The sequence below is a fragment of the Streptomyces sp. IMTB 2501 genome, from assembly GCF_001953885.1.
In the GTDB taxonomy this organism is placed as follows: domain Bacteria; phylum Actinomycetota; class Actinomycetes; order Streptomycetales; family Streptomycetaceae; genus Streptomyces.
In genome coordinates, this window is sequence record NZ_MQUS01000006.1 from 140,605 (window position 1) to 157,636 (window position 17,032).

13 protein-coding genes are annotated in these 17,032 nt (G+C 71.1%); 3 read left to right on the forward strand and 10 right to left on the reverse strand.

The window, feature by feature from the left end; translation table 11 throughout:
- Positions 1-20: 20 nt before the first annotated feature.
- The 5 genes from AV521_RS12815 to AV521_RS12840 all read right to left on the reverse strand — a co-directional run bounded on the left by AV521_RS12815 (position 21) and on the right by AV521_RS12840 (position 7,803).
- Positions 21-3,272, reverse strand: a complete 3,252-nt coding sequence (locus AV521_RS12815; RefSeq protein ID WP_076087705.1) for a S8 family serine peptidase — start codon at positions 3,270-3,272, stop codon at positions 21-23.
- A gap of 308 nt (positions 3,273-3,580) precedes the next feature.
- Positions 3,581-4,264, reverse strand: a complete 684-nt coding sequence (locus tag AV521_RS12825) for an ABC transporter ATP-binding protein (protein WP_076087707.1) — start codon at positions 4,262-4,264, stop codon at positions 3,581-3,583.
- 118 nt (positions 4,265-4,382) lie between these two features.
- Complete coding sequence (locus AV521_RS12830) at positions 4,383-5,828, reverse strand: ABC transporter permease (protein WP_076087709.1); 1,446 nt, start codon at positions 5,826-5,828, stop codon at positions 4,383-4,385.
- A 145-nt stretch (positions 5,829-5,973) separates the two neighbouring features.
- Entirely contained in the window at positions 5,974-7,224 is a 1,251-nt protein-coding gene (locus tag AV521_RS12835; RefSeq protein WP_076088025.1) for an Ig-like domain-containing protein, read from the reverse strand.
- A gap of 234 nt (positions 7,225-7,458) precedes the next feature.
- Positions 7,459-7,803 (reverse strand): hypothetical protein, encoded by a 345-nt coding sequence (locus AV521_RS12840; RefSeq protein ID WP_076087710.1) that lies wholly within the window; start codon positions 7,801-7,803, stop codon positions 7,459-7,461.
- A gap of 109 nt (positions 7,804-7,912) precedes the next feature.
- On the opposite strand from AV521_RS12840, the gene AV521_RS12845 reads away from it, so the two are divergent.
- Positions 7,913-8,248: an LPXTG cell wall anchor domain-containing protein gene (locus AV521_RS12845; RefSeq protein ID WP_076087711.1), complete on the forward strand. Its 336-nt coding sequence runs from the start codon at positions 7,913-7,915 to the stop codon at positions 8,246-8,248.
- Positions 8,249-8,340: 92 nt separating this feature from the next.
- On the opposite strand, the gene hutH is transcribed toward AV521_RS12845, so the two are convergent.
- The 3 genes from hutH to AV521_RS12860 all read right to left on the reverse strand — a co-directional run bounded on the left by hutH (position 8,341) and on the right by AV521_RS12860 (position 12,112).
- Positions 8,341-9,879, reverse strand: a complete 1,539-nt coding sequence (hutH, locus tag AV521_RS12850; RefSeq protein ID WP_076087713.1) for a histidine ammonia-lyase — start codon at positions 9,877-9,879, stop codon at positions 8,341-8,343.
- A 103-nt stretch (positions 9,880-9,982) separates the two neighbouring features.
- Positions 9,983-11,128: a GGDEF domain-containing protein gene (locus AV521_RS12855; RefSeq protein WP_076087715.1), complete on the reverse strand. Its 1,146-nt coding sequence runs from the start codon at positions 11,126-11,128 to the stop codon at positions 9,983-9,985.
- Between the two features lie 189 nt (positions 11,129-11,317).
- Complete coding sequence (locus AV521_RS12860) at positions 11,318-12,112, reverse strand: enoyl-CoA hydratase/isomerase family protein (protein ID WP_076087717.1); 795 nt, start codon at positions 12,110-12,112, stop codon at positions 11,318-11,320.
- 199 nt (positions 12,113-12,311) lie between these two features.
- Here AV521_RS12860 and AV521_RS12865 point away from each other — a divergent pair, with 199 nt between their 5' ends.
- Complete coding sequence (locus tag AV521_RS12865) at positions 12,312-12,908, forward strand: hypothetical protein (RefSeq protein ID WP_256725526.1); 597 nt, start codon at positions 12,312-12,314, stop codon at positions 12,906-12,908.
- Positions 12,909-12,920: 12 nt separating this feature from the next.
- Here AV521_RS12865 and AV521_RS12870 read toward each other — a convergent pair whose 3' ends face one another.
- Positions 12,921-14,066: an adenylate/guanylate cyclase domain-containing protein gene (locus AV521_RS12870; protein ID WP_076087719.1), complete on the reverse strand. Its 1,146-nt coding sequence runs from the start codon at positions 14,064-14,066 to the stop codon at positions 12,921-12,923.
- A 351-nt stretch (positions 14,067-14,417) separates the two neighbouring features.
- Positions 14,418-15,290 (reverse strand): biotin--[acetyl-CoA-carboxylase] ligase, encoded by an 873-nt coding sequence (locus tag AV521_RS12875; protein ID WP_076087721.1) that lies wholly within the window; start codon positions 15,288-15,290, stop codon positions 14,418-14,420.
- Between the two features lie 110 nt (positions 15,291-15,400).
- Between AV521_RS12875 and AV521_RS12880 the strand changes: the two genes are divergently transcribed.
- Entirely contained in the window at positions 15,401-17,020 is a 1,620-nt protein-coding gene (locus AV521_RS12880) for an acyl-CoA carboxylase subunit beta (protein ID WP_076087722.1), read from the forward strand.
- Positions 17,021-17,032 lie beyond the last annotated feature (12 nt).

Genomic DNA, 17,032 nt, shown 5'->3' on the forward strand with positions numbered 1-17,032 from the left:
CGTCAGAGGGTGCTGCGCGCTCACTTGCCGAAGTACGCGTCGTAGATCGTGATCTCCGACGTGTTGCCCTGCTTGTCGGTGATCCGGGAGCGGAGAGTGAGGGACTTGCCCTTCGCCGGGTTCTTCACCGTGATCCTGCCGCCGCGGACGTCCGCCTTCTGGAAGGTCCTGCCGTCGTAGGAGACGTACACGGCAAGCGACTTGAGGTTGCCGCCCGCCGCCGCGCCCTCGACGGTGACCGGGAAGGTGACCGTCCGGCCGGCCGGGACCCGGCTGTCCAGGCCGGTCGTGATGCCGTAGCGCAGCACGGAGGCCGGGAGCTGGACGGGGGTGCCGGACACCTGCTGGGAGCGGAAGGTCCAGGTCCCGTCGATCCGGGAGGAGGCCTCGGCGACCTTCGCCGCGCGCTGGACCGAGGTGGTCAGCTTGTACGCGGCGGCACCGGCCGGGACCTTGAACGTCGCCTCGCCGAACAGCGGGTCGTCGTTGGCTCCGACCTTGGCACCGTCGCGGTACAGGGCCGTGTTCACCGAGCTGAAGTCCGAGTACCCGGTGTGCTGCGCGGAGTCGGCGACCAGCGGCAGTGAGCCGTAGATCTCGTTGCCGGTGCGGAAGAGACCGAGGTCCTTGCCGACGTGCGGGCCGAAGACCGCGGTGCCGACCGTCTTCGGGTAGGTGTGGCCGGCCCTGAAGGAGGACTCGCCGAGCGAGTAGCCCGCGTCGGGAACCGGGAATCCGTCCTGGTCGGTGCCGCCGTACTGGGTGAAGTCCAGGTCCCACAGGACCCCGCCGCCGGCGGACAGGTGCAGGGTGCGGATGCCGGGCAGCTTCTGCGCCACATCGATGGAGGAGGCGCCCATGCTGCCGGGGAGCCAGCCCGCGGCGCTGATCGAGCCGGTCTTGCCGCTCGCGGAGGCCCCGAGCCGGGCCTTGACGGTGGCCAGCTCGCTCGCCTTGTAGTGCTTGGTGTAGCCGGTGGCGAGCTTTCCGACCGGGCCGCCGGAGGTGACGTCGTACTGCTCGCTCGTGCCCTTGACCCAGTGGCCGTCCCACTGCTGGAACAGCTGGCCGACGGGCAGCCGCGGACCCAGGTGGGCGCTGCGGAAGCCCTGGTACGAGTCCAGGATCCAGTTGTAGCCGTACTGGTTGCCGCCGACCGTGACGGCGTACCCCGGCGCGGCGAACCGCGACGTCACACCCGAGGCCGGGACGGTGACGTCCACCGGCTTGGCCTTGCGCGCGTCGATGGTGACCGTCTGTTTCTTGGCGACGGTCAGCTTCGGCTGGGCGATCCAGTCGGCGCCCTTGGTGCCGTTCTTGTCCACGAAGACCGAGGAGTTGAGGATGTACGTGCCCCTGGGCACGCGCACCTTCACCGAGCCGGACGGGTCGTACGGGCCCAGCTCCGTGCCGTTCGCCAGCCCGGACACTCCGGTGAGGTCGGCGTTGTAGAACGTGGCCGGCTTGCCGTCACGGCCGATGAACTTCAGCGTGACGTCGTACGACTCCACCTCACGCTGCACCGCGGCGGCCGTGCGGACACTCTGGCCGGCGCCGGTCGCGGTGACGTACGCGGAGTAGGCGCCGTCGAGGGTGCCGCCCAGCCTGGTGTTGACGGTGAGCGCGGCGGAGGCCTTGCCGTGCGCCGGGACCGTCAGCTTGCTCGCGCCGAGCGTGAAGAGGCCCGCCGGGGCCGCGTGGCCCTTGGGGTCGAGGGCGCTGCTGCTCAGGGTGAGCGTGGCGTCCCTGTCGCCGAGGTTGCGGTACGTGACCTTCTTGGTGACCGGCTTGTCGTCGGTGTGCGGCCACGCCTGCGTCCCGAAGTTCACCGACACGGGGTCGGCGATCACGGACTGCTTGATCGCCCTGTCCACCGCGATGCGGCCCGAACCCTGCTGGTACGGCGTGTAGTCGCCGCCCCTGGCGGAGGCGGTCAGCGCGCCCTTCAGCTCGGCGTAGCCCCAGTCGGGGTGCTCCTGCTTCAGGATCGCGGCGGCGCCCGCGACATGCGGGGTGGCCATCGAGGTGCCGGAGAGGGTCAGATAGCCCCCGGGCTTCTCGCCGACCTCCTGGTCGAGGACGCTGCCCTTGGCCGCGGCGGCGGTGATGTCCACGCCGGGCGCGGTGACGTCCGGTTTGACGGCGCCGTCGCCGAGGCGCGGGCCGGTGGAGGAGAAGTCGGCGAGCCTGTCCTGCTTGTCGACGGCGCCGACGGTGAGCGCGGCGTCCGCGCTGCCCGGCGAACCGATCGAGTGGGGGCCGTCGTTGCCCGCGGCGATCGTGAACAGGATGCCCTTGGTCGCGGAGAGCTTGTCGACCTCGGCCTCCAGGGGGTCGGTGCCGGGGGTGTCGGTGCCGCCGAGACTCAGGTTGACGACGCTCGCGCCCTGCGCGGCGGCCCACTCCATGCCCGCGAGGATGCCGGAGTCGTCACCGGATCCGGTGTCGTCCAGCACCTTGCCGTTGAGGATCCTGGCGTCCGGGGCGACCCCTTTGTACTTGCCGCCGGACCCTGCGGGATACGCAGCTCCGGTGCCCGCCACGATCGAGGCGACATGGGTGCCGTGCCCGTAGTGGTCGGTGGCGTCGGCGGCGGAGGTGAAGTTCCTGGACGCGATCACCTGGTCCTTGAGGTCCGGGTGGCGGGTGTCCACACCGGTGTCCAGGACGGCGACCTTCACGCCCTTGCCGGTGTAGCCGGACTTCCACGCGGTGGGGGCGCCGATCTGGGGCACGGACTTGTCCAGGGAGGCCTTGCGGACGCCGTCGAGCCAGACGTGCGCGATGCCGGAGGCGGCCCGGTCGCCGTGGGTGACGGCGTGCCACAGCCGGGCTGTGTCCTGGACCGGCGTCTGCACGGCGTCGGCGTTGAGCGCGGTCAGGCTGCGGCGCAGCTTGCCCGCGCCCCGGACGTCCGCCTTGGCGCCCGCGGCGGAGCCGGTGTAGCCGACGATGACCTTCAGACCGTTCTTCTGGGCCCTGCGGGTGGCGGACTTGTTCAGCTCGGTGACGTCGAACAGGCGCTGGTCCAGCGTGCCGGAGGCCACCAGGTGGGCCGCGTCGACCGGGATGACGAGCGTGTGGCCGGTCGTCCTGCGGACCTGGAAGGGTATGTGCTCACGACCCCTGGCCCGCTCCAGGCCGACGATCCGGCCCCTGGCGTCGAGGGCGACCCGGTCACCGGTGATCAGGGTGACATGGGTCTTCGCGGCGAGCGCGGAGGCGGTGGTCGGGGCGCCCTCCGCGGGCTTCGCCGACGCCGGGCTGGTCATACCCGCTGCGAGGGCGACGGCTGCGGCCGTGGCCACGCCGACCACAGCAGCTCTTTTCACTTGTCTGCGCAAGTTCTCCCCCTGGAGATGGAGTACCGGGCGAATTCCCCCGTTCGACCCGGTCGGGGGCGTTCTCGTGCGTCCGTCCGGCACCTCGCCCCCCGGGATCACGCAGTATGCCGGGGGCCGTCGGACGGCTCAATAGACAAAAGGAGGGTAAGAAAGAGCGAAGGAAAACTGTAACACCGCGGCCGGGACACCGTTACAGAACCGCGAAACGCACGGTGAACGAGCGGTGTTGACCGCGCTCAGGCGCCGGCGTTCTCCTTCACCGAGATCTTGCCTTTGCGGATGGTGACCAGCCGCGGAGCCTTCTTCGCGATCGCGGAGTCGTGGGTGACCATGATGAAGGTCAGCCCGTGCTCCTTCCAGAGCCGTTCGAGTACCTCCATGATCTCGTCGCGCATGCCCTCGTCGAGGTTGCCGGTCGGCTCGTCGGCGAGCAGCACCTTGGGCTTCTTGACGACGGCCCGGGCGATCGCGACGCGCTGCTGCTGGCCTCCGGACATCTCACCCGGGAGATGGGCCAGGCGTTCTTCGAGGCCGACGGAGTTCAGCGCGTCGGCCGCGAGTTCGCGGCGCTCCTTGGCCTTGATGCCGAGCGGTACGAGGGCCGTCTCGACGTTCTCCTGGGCGGTGAGGGTGGGGATGAGGTTGAAGGACTGGAAGACGAAGCCGATGTTCTCGCTGCGGACGTTCGTCAACCGGGCTTCACCGAGCTTGGCCAGGTCGATGCCGTCCAGGAGGACCTCGCCCGAGGTGGGGCGGTCCAGGCCGCCGAGCATCTGGAGGAGCGTGGACTTTCCGCCGCCGGTGGGGCCCTGGATGACGAGTCTGTCTCCGTCACCGATGGTCAGGTCCACGCCGTCGAGGGCGTGGACGGTGTCTTTGCCTCGGGTGTAGCGCTTGGTCACGTTTCTGAGTTCGTACATGGTGGCTCCGTAAGTTGTTAAGCGGCCCGAGAGGGCCGGATGTCGGTACAGCTCCGCGCCCCCGGGGAGTCGCGGTGCCGGCGACTTCGTGGTGCCGCCCCGCCACAGCCGACTTCGGCTACTCGACTCGGCGCAGCGCGTCCGCCGGGCGCAGGCGCGATGCCCGCCAGCCGCCGAAGGCACCCGCGATGAGACCGCCCGCCACCGCCAGGGCCACCGCGAGGGCGATCGTGGTGACGCTCACCGGTGCCGTGAGGGCCACCTCAAGGGTTTTGGCCGCCTGTCGCCCCGGCCCGCCGAATCCGCCACCGCCAGGCCCTCCGCCGAAGCCACCGCCGCCTCCCCCGCCCAGCTGGGCCTGCAGGGTCGGGCTGATCGCCGTGACGGCGTAGGCGCCCGCCAGGCCCAGGGCGATGCCGAGGGCGCCGCCGACCAGACCGTTGACGACGGCCTCGCCGACCACCTGCCGGGTCACCCGGCCCGACTTCCAGCCCAGCGCCTTCAGCGTGCCGAACTCGCGGACGCGGCGGGAGACCGCGGAGGAGGTCAGCAGGCCGGCGACCAGGAACGCGGCCACCAGCACGGCGATCGACAGCCACGTGCCGACCTTGGTGGCGAGGGAGGACGCGGTGGACAGGGAGCCCGAGACCGTCTTGGCGAGGTCGGAGGAGGTGGTGACCGTCGTACCGGAGACGTTCTTCTGGATGGCGTTCCTGACGGAGTCGATCTCCTGGGAGTCGGTCGCCTTGACGTAGATCGTGGTGACCTTGTCCTTCTCGTCCGCGAGGGTCTGCGCCTGCCGCAACGGGATGTACAGGTTGGCCGCCGGGTCACCGCTGTCGGCGGTGGCGATGCCGATCACCGTGAACTTGGTGCCCTTGACGGTGACGGTCGAACCGACCTTGTACTTCTTCTCCTTGGCGTACGCCGAGTCCGCCACGGCCACCTCGGCGTTCGTCTCGCCGGCCTTGAAGGTACGACCACTGGTGATCTTCGAGGAGGTCAGCGGGCCGAGCGCGATGTGGGCGACGTCGGTGCCGTAGACCGTGTAGTTGTTGATGTCGAAGTCGGCGCCGCCGCCCTTGACCTCACCCTGCGGCCGGCCACCGCCGCGCTGGAATCCGCCGCCGCTCCCGCTCTGCTGGAACTGCCCGCGGGTGAACTGGCCGTTGACCCGGAAGACATTGAGGCTGAGCCCGCCGACGGCCTGCGACACGCCCGTCTGACCCGCGACCTTGTCGACCGTCGAGGAGGCCAGGGTGGTGAAGCCCTGCACCATGACCCGGTCACTGCTCTGGGTCGAAGTGTCGTCGTTGCCCCGCGCGCCGAACTGGAAGCGGGGCCGCTGCGAACTGCTTCCGCTCGGCGTCTGCGCCTTGGTGACGGTCATGTCCGTCCCCAGGCCGTACAGCGACTGCAGGACCTTGTCCTGGGCCTTCCCCATGCCGTTGGACACGGAGTTGACCACGATGACCAGCGCGATGCCCAGCGCGAGGCCGGAGGCGACGACGAGGGCCGCCTTTCTGCGGCGGCGCAGCTCGCACCCCAGGTAGGTGAAGAACATGGCCCGCAAGCTAGGGACGGACCGTGACGGCACCCTAAGGCCGGCATAAGAGATGGATGAGAAGGCTGTGGCCGGGCCCGGAAACACCGGTGCCGCCCCGAAGGGCGGCACCGGATGAGCTGTGGACCGGCTGTCGGACGGACCGTCAGACGGCCGAACCGGCCTTCCACTGGGCCCAGTCCATGTTCCAGCCGTTGAGGCCGTTGTCCGGCGCGACCGTCTTGTCGCCGGTGTTCTGGACGACCACCACGTCACCGATCAGGGAGTTGCCGTAGAACCAGGCAGCCGGGGTGTTCGGGTCGCCCGCGCCCTTGGTGTCCTGCAGGCCGACACAGCCGTGGCTGGTGTTGACGTTGCCGAACACGGACGGCGCGCCCCAGTAGTTGCCGTGGATGAAGGTGCCGGAGCTGGTCAGGCGCATCGCGTGCGGCACGTCCTTGATGTCGTACTCGCCCTTGCCGTCGGAGTCCTTGAAGCCGACCGTCGCGCCGTTCATCCGGGTCTGGGTGAACTTCTCGGAGATCACCATCTGCCCCTCGTACGTGGTGTGCTCGGGGGAGCCCGCGGAGATCGGAATGGTCTTGACGACCTTGCCGTCCTGCGTGACCTTCATCTGCTTGGTCTTCGCGTCGACGTACGAGACCTGGTTGCGGCCGATGTGGAAGGTGACCGTCTTCTGCTGGACGCCGTGGACACCGGGCGCACCCTCGATGCCGTCGAGCGCCAGCTTCAGCGTGACGGTGGAGCCCGCCTTCCAGTACTGCTCCGGGCGGCAGTCCATGCGGTTGGCGTCGAACCAGTGGCAGGCGACCTCCTGGCCGCTGGTGGTGCTGACCGTGATGCCCTTCTGCACGGCCGCCTTGTTGGTGATCGCCTTGTCGAAGTTGATCGAGACCGGCATGCCGACACCGACCGTGGAGCCGTTGTCCGGGGTGAAGCTGCCGATGAAGCTGTTGGCCGGGGAGACCGTGGTGAAGGAGGCGTTCTCGTGGGCTATGCGGCCCTGGGAGTCCTTGGCCTCCGCGGCGACCTTGTAGGTGGTGGAGCGGTCCAGCTGGGCGCTGGGCTTCCAGCTCGTCTTGTCGGCGGAGAGCTGGCCGGCGACGGCCGTGCCGCTCTCGGTGGTCATGGTGACGCCGGTGAGCGTGCCCTTGCTGACGGTGACGGTGCCGGAGTTGTTGATCGACGCGTTGTTGGAGCCGTCCTTCGGCGTGACGGTGATCTGCGCATCGGAGGACTTCTTGGCCGCCGCCGCGTCGGCCTGGGCCTGCGAGGAGTCGCCACCGCCCTTGCCGGAGGACTTGTTGTCGCCTCCGGAACAGGCCGTGAGCACCAGCACACCGCCGAGCAGAGCGGACGCGGCCACCAGGCCCTTGCGCCGCTTACCGTCCGTCATCACACGCTTCTCCATCATCGCCGATCGCCAAAACCCCGAGGGTCCCCGTCAAGAACCTTCAACGCTACGGCCGTGCCGCGCCGTTCCCTATCCGCTGGATCTGTGGGGCACACCACGTCCGCCGGGCGCGGGTGGTGCGCGTTGGTACGGGAATCGGTCCGTGCGTCCCCTGAGACGACGAAACCCCGGACGGCGGTTGCCGTCCGGGGTCAGGAAGAGTCCCCCCCGTCACGCTCAGCCGACGCCGTCCTCGTCTTCGTCCTCCTCCTCATCATCCTCGTCCCGCTCCCAGTCCGGCGAATCCGGGTCGTAGTCGATCCGCTCGCTCGACCAGGACGCCTGCTGCAGCTCCACTCCGGGCACCTCACCGACCAGGTCGAACGGGTCCACGAGATAGGCGAGGGCCTCCGCGGTGTCTTCCGTCACAGCCCCCTCGGCCTGGCTCCGTTCGGCCTGCGGCAGCTCCTGATCCGCGGCGAGCCGGCGCAGCGCGGCCTTGGTCACCTCGTCCTCGTCCTGCACCTCAAGGACCAGCTCCACACGAAGCCGTACAAAACGTGATGTTTCTTCAGCGTTCATGGCGCGAGCGTACGACCGAAACCTCCCGTGACTTTCCTGTGACCCGCGACTTTCACTAACATCGCTCCACACGGCCAATTCGCCAGCGTCACAAGGGGATCGATATTCCGTGTCATCCGCTCGCCGTCCGCTGCTGACCGCCACCGCCGCGGGCACCCTGCTCTGCGCACTGTGGTTCGTCCCGTCCGCGAACGCCTCGCAGGACTCCACGGCGAGAGCGGACGCGTCCGATTCCTCGACGACACAGATCACGCAGGTCACACAGCAGGCCAGGGCGGTGTCGCAGGCGACCGCGGAGACCGCGCGGGAGGCCGCGGACGAGACCCAACTCGCCGACACCGGAGGCATCGACACCACGCCGTACGTCGTCGGCGGCACCCTCTTCCTCGGCCTGGGCGCCGGCTTCGTGGTCTACTCCGTGCGCCGCGAACGCATGGGCTTCTGACCTCCCTCAGGCCCAGCGGGCCGGGCCGAGGTGACGGCTGAAACGGGAACAGGGGCCCCGCACATGGCGGGGCCCCTGTTCCCGTACGGGCGTTACTGCAGCGGGCCGGTGACCGTCTCCGCCGCGGCGACGAGGTGACCGCCGCGCACGAAGGCGTCGGCGGCGGCCAGATCGGGCGCCAGGAACCGGTCCGGGCCCGGGCCCTGCACACCGGCGGCGCGCGCGGCCTCGATGACGGCCTGGGAGGCGGGCGCCGGGGTGAGACCCTCGCGCAGTTCTATGGCGCGGGTGGCGGCGTACAGCTCGATGGCGATGATCCGGGTGAGGTTGCCGACCGCGGTGCGCAGCTTGCGCGCGGCCGACCAGCCCATGGACACGTGGTCCTCCTGCATGGCGGAGGACGGAATGGAGTCCGCGGAAGCCGGTACGGCCAGCCGCTTCATCTCACTCACCAGCGCGGCCTGCGTGTACTGGGCGATCATCAGGCCGGAGTCGACACCCGCGTCATCGGCGAGGAACGGCGGAAGGCCGTGGCTGCGGTTCTTGTCCAGCAGCCGGTCGGTGCGGCGCTCGGCGATGGAGCCGAGGTCGGCGGCGGCGATGGCGAGGAAGTCCAGGACGTAGGCGACGGGCGCGCCATGGAAGTTGCCGTTGGACTCCACGCGGCCGTCGGGCAGCACGACGGGGTTGTCGACGGCCGAGGCGAGCTCCCGCTCGGCGACGAGCCGGGCGTGCGCGACGGTGTCGCGTCCGGCGCCGGCGACCTGCGGGGCACAGCGCACCGAGTAGGCGTCCTGGACGCGCGGGGCGTCGTCCTGGTGGTGCCCGGTCAGGCCGGAACCTTTCAGCACGGCCAGCATGTTGGCGGCGGAGGCGCCCTGGCCCGGATGCGGCCGGATGGCGTGCAGCTCGGGCGCGAGCACCTTGGCGGTGCCGAGCAGCGCCTCCAGGCTGAGGGCCGCGGTGACGTCGGCGGACTTGTAGAGGGCGTCGAGGTCGGCGAGGGCCATGATCAGCATGCCGAGCATGCCGTCGGTGCCGTTGAGCAGGGCGAGGCCCTCCTTCTCGCGCAGCTCGACCGGCTTGATCCCGTGCGCCGCGAGCAGTTCCCCGGCGGGCCGTACGACCCCGTCGGGACCTTCCGCGTCGCCCTCGCCCATGAGCGTGAGGGCGCAGTGGGAGAGCGGGGCCAGGTCGCCGGAGCAGCCGAGGGAGCCGTACTCGTGCACGACCGGGGTGATGCCGGCGTTCAGCACGTCCGCCATGGTCTGCGCGACCTCGGGCCGCACGCCGGTGTGCCCCGAGCAGACGGTCTTCAGCCGCAGGAACATCAGCGCCCGTACGACTTCCCGCTCCACCCGCGGCCCCATCCCGGCGGCGTGCGAGCGGACGATGTTGCGCTGCAGCTGGGCGCGCAGTTCCTGGCTGATGTGCCGGGTCGCCAGGGCTCCGAAGCCGGTGGAGACGCCGTAGACCGGATCCGGCTTGGCCGCCAGGGCGTCCACGATCTCCCGGGCCGCCGCGAGAGCCGCCACCGCCTCCGCCGACAGCTCGATGCGGGCACCGCCGCGCGCCACGGCGAGAACGTCGGACGCCGTGACACCGGACGTCCCCACCACCACAGTGTGCATATCCATATTCAGGAGCGTACGCATTGAATGCGGGGATGTCACTAGTGGGGAACGGGGGCGACCCTTACCGATCCGTGTGGGCTTCGCCTCATCCGCGGGGGCCTTACGGCCGGCGCCCGCGGAACCGGCGCCGCTCGGCGGGCGCCAGGTGCGGCGGCTCGTCCGCCAGCCGTACGACCGGATCCTCCGGCCCCTCCCGGCCCGCGACCACCGGCCGGTCGGCGCGCAGGGCCTTGGCCCGGTACTGGGCGGCGTCGGCGAGCCGGAACAGCCGCCGCGCGTCGCGCACCTCCCCGATCGCATCCTCGGTCGAGGCGATCCCGCACGCCACCCCCTCCCCCAACTCCAACTCCCCGGCTCTCCGGCACAGTTCATCGGCGGCCTTGACCACGTCATCGGCGGCCGGCCCGACGGCCAGCAGACAGAACTCGTCCCCGCCGAGCCGCGCGGCCAGCGCGCCCGGCACCATCGCCCCGCACAGCGACAGCACGGAGCCGAAGCGCTCCAGCAGCCGGTCGCCGACGGCATGCCCGAGGGTGTCGTTGACCCGCTTCAACCCGTTGAGATCACATACGACAAGACTGACGACCGCACCGTCCGCACGGTGCCGTTCGACGGCCTCCTCCAGGCGTACGTCCACGGCGCGGCGGTTGGCGAGTCCGGTGAGGGCGTCGGTGTACGCGAGCCGGCGGGCCTCCTCCAGCCGCTCGCTCTGCGCTAGCCCGGCGGCGACGACGGCGGCCAGCACGGTGGCGAAGTCGGCGTCGGACCGGTCGAACACCGGGGCCTTGATGGCGCGCGCGACGTACAACTCGCCCCAGGCCCTGCCGTGCAGCACGACCGGAGCGACGACACAGCAGCCGCGGCCCCGGCGACGCAGGGCGGCGACCCGCCGGTGGAAGTAGCCGGGAGTGCCGGCGGCGGTCCCCTCGGCGGTCTCCACCCAGGCGTTGGCCCCACCCCCGCCGGCCCACCGCTCGTGCAGGAACTCGGTGATCTCCGGGAACTGGTGCACCGGGTAGGCCTCGGCCTCGGGGAACACCTCCTCGTCCGGGCGCCGGTCCCCCACGTTGACGAGGACGCGCAGCCGGCCCAGCTCCCGCTCCCACACCGACAGCGCGGCGAAGCTGCCGTCCAGCGCCCGGCAGGCGCCGAGTGCGGCGGCATGCCAAGCCCCTGCCGGGGTGTGCGCCGCCGCCATGCCCTGCGCCAGCGCGACCACGGCGGCGAGCCGCTTGTCCTCTCCCATTACTCCAGGTTAGGGAGGATTTGCGGCGATGGGGACACTGGTCGGGCGAACAGGTGGATGAACTGTGCGGCTACCAGCCCGGGACTACGGACCGTTGCCGAGTGCGGGTACGTCGTGGCTTGTCACGCCCACGCGGCGACAGCCGCATATCGGACACAGCCTCGCGCCCCTGGAGGAACCGCGGTGTCGCTACTCCCCCGGCCACTGCGGCTTGCGCTTCTCGTTGAAGGCCGCCACGCCCTCCGCCCGGTCCGCCGAGAAGGCCACCGTGCGCCAGGCCGCGTCCTCGACCTCCAGACCGGCCCGCAGATCCAGGCCGTGCCCCAGCCGCAGCGCCCGCTTGGCGGCCCGGAGCCCGACAGGCGAGTTCCCGGCGATCCTCGCGGCCAGCGCCAGGGACTCCTCCCCATCGCGCCCCTCGTCCACCAGCTGGTCGACCAGCCCCAGTTCGGCCGCCTCCGCCGCCTCCACCCGCCTTGCGGAGAAGATCAGTTCGGCCGCCCGGGCGGCACCCACACGCCGTGGCAGCAACTGCGTACCGCCACCGCCCGGGATCACGCCCACGGACACCTCCGGCAACCCCACCACCGCCGTACGGTCGGCCACGATCAGGTCGCAGGACAGGGCCAGTTCGAAACCGCCGCCCAACGCGAACCCGTGCACCGCCGCGATCGTCGGCATCGGCAGCTCCAGCACCCCGGTGTAGGCCCCGCGCGTCACCGGCCGCTGCCGCAGAAGATCCGCGTCGCTGAAGGAGTTCCGCTCCTTCAGGTCCGCCCCGACGCAGAACGCCCGCTCGTGGGACGAGGTCAGGACCACCACGCGCGCGTCCCGGTCGGCGGCCAGCGCCGTGCACGCGCCCACGAGCGACCGGGCCATCTCCGTGGAGACGGCGTTCATGGCCTTGGGCCGGTCCAGCACCAGCTCCGCGACCGGCCCGTGCCGCCGCACCAGCACGAACTCCCCGAACCGCTCCTCGCTCATGACACCCTCCGGCTCACGTGTTAACGCGGGTTAACGCCCTGTGGGCCCGATCATCGCAGCCGTACCCGACGTCGGGAAACCCCAGGGGGCTACGCCCGTTCGAGTGACATCCCACCCGTCTCCCCCCACATCGCCCACAGGACCGCATAGCGTGCGTCCGCCACGGCGCGCCCCGTGGCGCGCGGCGGGGAGGGGAACGATGCCAGCGATTTCTGCACAGTCCCGTACGGACGACACGGAAGCCGGCGCGTCCGTCGTACGGCGCGGTCGCCACCGCAAGCCACGCCCCCGCAAGGTGCTGCTCGCCGCCGGCGGTCTGGCCCTGGCCGCGGGGGTGCTCAGCCTGGTCCGGGTCACACCGGATCCGGGGGCCGGTTCGCCGGGCACGGCGGAGGCCGAGCCCCGCCTGGGTGCGGGCGACAGCACCACGGACCACGCGACGAACCCCGCCGCCACAGCCCCCGCCGTGCCCACCGCACTGCCCTCGGCGACCTCGGCCATGGGCGGCAGAAGCCTCGCGCCCACGACCACCGGCCGGGCCGGGACCGGTACGGCACCAGGGACACCGTCCAGCCGTACCGCCACGCCGACCGCGCTCCCGTCCGGGCCGGCCTCGGCACCCGGCACGAACCCGCATCCCCCGGAGCCGACATCCGCCGCCCCGACGACCGCCCGGCCCACGCCTGCGCCCCCGGCCCCCAGCCACAGCACGACGCCCCCCGATCCGGGCGGGTTGTGCGTACCGGTGCTCGGCATCTGCGTGGGCCTGCCCGGCGGCACCAGCCACCAGCGATGACGCCCCGCGGGACTACGACTGGCCGTCGCGGCGGTTCAGCAGCCAGGGCTCGACCACGCCGAGCCCGCGCACCGGGCGCTGCCACATCGGCTGGAGCGCGAAGCGGTACACCGGCGGCTCCTCGCCCTCCTTCTCGGCGGCGGCCGCGGCCTCGGCCGCCTCCGCCTCGGAGGCGGGCGCCTCGCCGGAGCGGATCAGCTCCTCGGCGAAGGCGCTGTCCACCAGCACGGCGTCCCGGGGGGCTATCGAGGTGAGCCGGGAGGCCAGGTTCACGGTCGTACCGAACACATCACCCATACGAGTGGTGACCGTGCCGAACGCCATGCCGACGCGCAGCTCGGGCATGGTCTCGTCGTTCGACAGCGTCTCGACGAGCCGCAGCGCGATGTCCGCGGCCGTACCGGCGTCGTCCGCCGCGTACAGCACCTCGTCACCGAGGGTCTTGATGAGCCGCCCGCCACGCGCGGCCACCAGGTCGGCGGCGGTGGTCTCGAAGGCCTCGACCAGCTCTCCGAGCTCCTCTTCCTCCATCCGGCGGGTCAACCGCGTGAACCCCACCAGATCGGCGAAGCCGACGGCGAGCCGACGGTCGACCATCTCCTCGTCATCGGCCGACTGCACAACACGCCCGGCCGAGGCGGCGAGCTGTCGCCGCCACACGTACACCAGGAACTCCTCCAGCTCGGGCAGGAGCAGTTCGACGATCGGGTACGTCACCTCGGTGCGGGTCATACCGGGCTCGGGCGGTTCGGTCAGGCCCTCCAGGAAGGAATCCATCTGCCACTCGGCCAACCGGGCGGTGGTCTGCCCGGTGGACCGGGCCACCTGCACCGCCATGGCCTCACTGAGCAGCCCTGCCTCGACCAGACCGGCGAGCCGGCGCAGAGCCAGCACATCGGCCTCCGTCAACGCCTTGGCCTGGCCGATGTCGGCGAAACCCATGGCCCGCCAGAACCGTGACGCCAGCTCCATGGAGACACCGGCGCTGCGGGCCGCCTGGAACGGGGTGTAGCGGCGCTCGGCGCCCAGGATGAGCTGTTCGAGGCGCAGGGCCAGCGGGTCCTCGCCGGGATCGGCGGCATGGTCGTCCCCCCGCTCCTGGGGAGGGTCCACCCGGCCGTCCGCGTCCGCGCCGGAGCCCGTGTCGTCGACGGTCACGCCTGCTGCCCTTCCGATCTGCCGCGGTCAGGTATCGACCGGCCTCAACTCTACGGCAGGTGTGCGCCAGCTCACTCCGTTGGGTTCGGCCGGGGGTACGTGCTCGGTACCGGGTACGTGGGTGCTGCCGGCCAACCCCGGGCGCCACGCCCCCAGACCCCGCATCGGGCCATGTCCGGAAGTGTCACCGCCATCGCCGAGTGCGAATCCGTCGTGGCCGGTCGCGCAGTTCCCCGCGCCCCTTGGGGAGCTGCCCTGCCGTAGGCCGAACGGTGCCGCAGCCGACCAGGCGAGAATCAGTGATGGCGCCGCAGGCATCCACCCAGGCCGCGGAGGCACGGCACCCCCGCCTCACGCAGGCCGCAGATGGACGATGTCGCCCGCCCCCACGGGCTCCTGGACGCCCTCCCCCGTCGCGATGACCAGGCGGCCGTCGCCGTCGACGGCCACGGCCTCGCCCACAAGCGCCCGTTCACCGGGCAGCTCGGCCCGCACCACGCGCCCCAGCGTCGCGCAGCCCGCCGCGTACGTCTCCTGCAGACCGCAGGCCGCCGGGTCGCCCCCCGCCGCCCGCCACCGTCCGTACCAGTCCTCCAGCGCCCGCAGCACGGCCCGCAGCAACGGATCCCGGTCCGTGCCGACCGCCCCGGCCAGCGCCAGCGAGCCGGCCCGGGGCACCGGCAGCTCGTCCGCCCGCAGCGTCACGTTGATGCCGACGCCGATGACCACACCGTCCTCCCCGGCCCGTTCCGCGAGGATGCCGGCGGCCTTGCGCTCCTCGCCCCCGACCGTCACCAGCAGGTCGTTCGGCCATTTCAGAGCCGTGTCCACACCCGCCGCCCGGGCCACCCCGCTCGCCACGGCGACCCCCGTCAGCAGCGGCAGCCAGCCCCACCGGGCCACCGGAACCTCGGCGGGCCGCAGCAGCACGGAGAAGAAGAGACCCGAGCGCGGCGGCGCCGTCCACTGCCGGTCCAGCCGCCCCTTGCCCGCGGTCTGCTCCTCCGCCACCAGCACGGCCCCCTCGTCGGCCTGCCCGGCGACGGCCCGCGCGACCAGGTCGGAGTTGGTGGAGCCGGTGCGCTGCACCACCTCCACCTCGCGGTACAGGCTTCCCTCCCGGACCAGCGCGCGCCGCAGTGCCGCGGCGTTCAGGGGCGGGCGGTCCAGGTCGGACCAGCGGCTGTCGTCCCGGCTGTCATCTGATGCATTGTGCGGCGTCATGCAAGTCACCCTAGGTGTGGGAAACGCCGCACTGCCGACCCACAGGCCCAGCACTACTCTACGGATGAGTAACCGTCCCCCCTTTTGAGCAGGCAGGGAGCCGCATTCCGATGTCCGAGCCGGAAGAGCGTCAAGAGATCCACGAGACTCAAGGGATCGATATCCACACGACCGCGGGCAAGCTCGCGGATCTCCAGCGCCGCATCCACGAGGCGACGCACGCCGGCTCGGAACGCGCCGTCGAGAAGCAGCACGCCAAGGGCAAGCTGACGGCCCGTGAGCGCATCGAACTCCTCCTCGACGAGGGCTCCTTCGTCGAGCTGGACGAGTTCGCCCGGCACCGGTCCACCAACTTCGGCCTCGACGCCAACCGCCCCTACGGCGACGGCGTCGTCACCGGCTACGGCACCGTCGACGGCCGCCCCGTCGCCGTCTTCTCGCAGGACTTCACCGTCTTCGGCGGCGCCCTCGGCGAGGTCTACGGCCAGAAGATCGTCAAGGTCATGGACTTCGCGCTGAAGACCGGCTGCCCGGTCATCGGCATCAACGACTCCGGCGGCGCCCGCATCCAGGAGGGTGTCGCCTCCCTCGGCGCCTACGGCGAGATCTTCCGCCGCAACACCCACGCCTCCGGTGTGATCCCGCAGATCAGCCTGGTCGTCGGCCCGTGCGCGGGCGGCGCGGTGTACTCCCCCGCGATCACCGACTTCACGGTCATGGTCGACCAGACCTCGCACATGTTCATCACCGGCCCGGACGTCATCAAGACGGTCACCGGCGAGGACGTCGGCTTCGAGGAGCTGGGCGGCGCCCGCACCCACAACACCGCCTCCGGCGTGGCCCACCACATGGCGGGCGACGAGAAGGACGCCATCGAGTACGTCAAGCAGCTCCTCTCCTACCTGCCGTCCAACAACCTCTCCGAGCCCCCGGTCTTCGCGGAGGAGGCGGACCTCGCCCTGAGCGACGAGGACCGTGAGCTGGACACGCTGGTCCCGGACAGCGCGAACCAGCCGTACGACATGCACACGGTGATCGAACACATCCTGGACGACGGCGAGTTCTTCGAGACCCAGTCGCTCTTCGCGCCGAACATCCTCACCGGCTTCGGCCGGGTCGAGGGCCACCCGGTCGGCATCGTCGCCAACCAGCCGATGCAGTTCGCCGGCTGCCTGGACATCGACGCGTCCGAGAAGGGCGCCCGGTTCGTGCGCACCTGCGACGCCTTCAACATCCCGGTGCTGACCTTCGTGGACGTGCCGGGCTTCCTGCCGGGCGTCGACCAGGAACACACCGGCATCATCCGGCGCGGCGCCAAGCTGATCTACGCCTACGCCGAGGCGACCGTCCCCCTCATCACGGTGATCACCCGCAAGGCCTTCGGCGGCGCCTACGACGTCATGGGCTCCAAGCACCTGGGCGCCGACCTCAACCTGGCCTGGCCGACCGCCCAGATCGCCGTCATGGGCGCCCAGGGCGCGGTCAACATCCTGCACCGCCGCACCATCGCCGAGGCGGAGTCCACCGGAAACGGCGAGGGCACCCGGGCCCGGCTGATCCAGGAGTACGAGGACGCCCTCCTCAATCCCTACGTCGCGGCCGAGCGCGGCTACATCGACGCGGTGATCATGCCGTCCGACACCCGCGCCCACATCGTGCGCGGCCTGCGTCAGCTGCGCACGAAGCGGGAATCCCTGCCTCCGAAGAAGCACGGCAACATCCCCCTCTAGCCCCCTCCAAGC

Coding starts and splice junctions, on each gene's coding strand:
- AV521_RS12815 (WP_076087705.1), bottom strand. CDS start 3,272: ATGACCAGCCCGGCGTCGGCGAAGCCCGCGGAGGGCGCCCCGACCACC.
- AV521_RS12855 (WP_076087715.1), bottom strand. CDS start 11,128: ATGGGAGAGGACAAGCGGCTCGCCGCCGTGGTCGCGCTGGCGCAGGGC.
- AV521_RS12875 (WP_076087721.1), bottom strand. CDS start 15,290: ATGACGCCGCACAATGCATCAGATGACAGCCGGGACGACAGCCGCTGG.
- AV521_RS12865 (WP_256725526.1), top strand. CDS start 12,312: ATGCCAGCGATTTCTGCACAGTCCCGTACGGACGACACGGAAGCCGGC.
- AV521_RS12825 (WP_076087707.1), bottom strand. CDS start 4,264: ATGTACGAACTCAGAAACGTGACCAAGCGCTACACCCGAGGCAAAGAC.
- AV521_RS12880 (WP_076087722.1), top strand. CDS start 15,401: ATGTCCGAGCCGGAAGAGCGTCAAGAGATCCACGAGACTCAAGGGATC.
- hutH (WP_076087713.1), bottom strand. CDS start 9,879: ATGCACACTGTGGTGGTGGGGACGTCCGGTGTCACGGCGTCCGACGTT.
- AV521_RS12840 (WP_076087710.1), bottom strand. CDS start 7,803: ATGAACGCTGAAGAAACATCACGTTTTGTACGGCTTCGTGTGGAGCTG.
- AV521_RS12830 (WP_076087709.1), bottom strand. CDS start 5,828: ATGTTCTTCACCTACCTGGGGTGCGAGCTGCGCCGCCGCAGAAAGGCG.
- AV521_RS12835 (WP_076088025.1), bottom strand. CDS start 7,224: ATGACGGACGGTAAGCGGCGCAAGGGCCTGGTGGCCGCGTCCGCTCTG.
- AV521_RS12860 (WP_076087717.1), bottom strand. CDS start 12,112: ATGAGCGAGGAGCGGTTCGGGGAGTTCGTGCTGGTGCGGCGGCACGGG.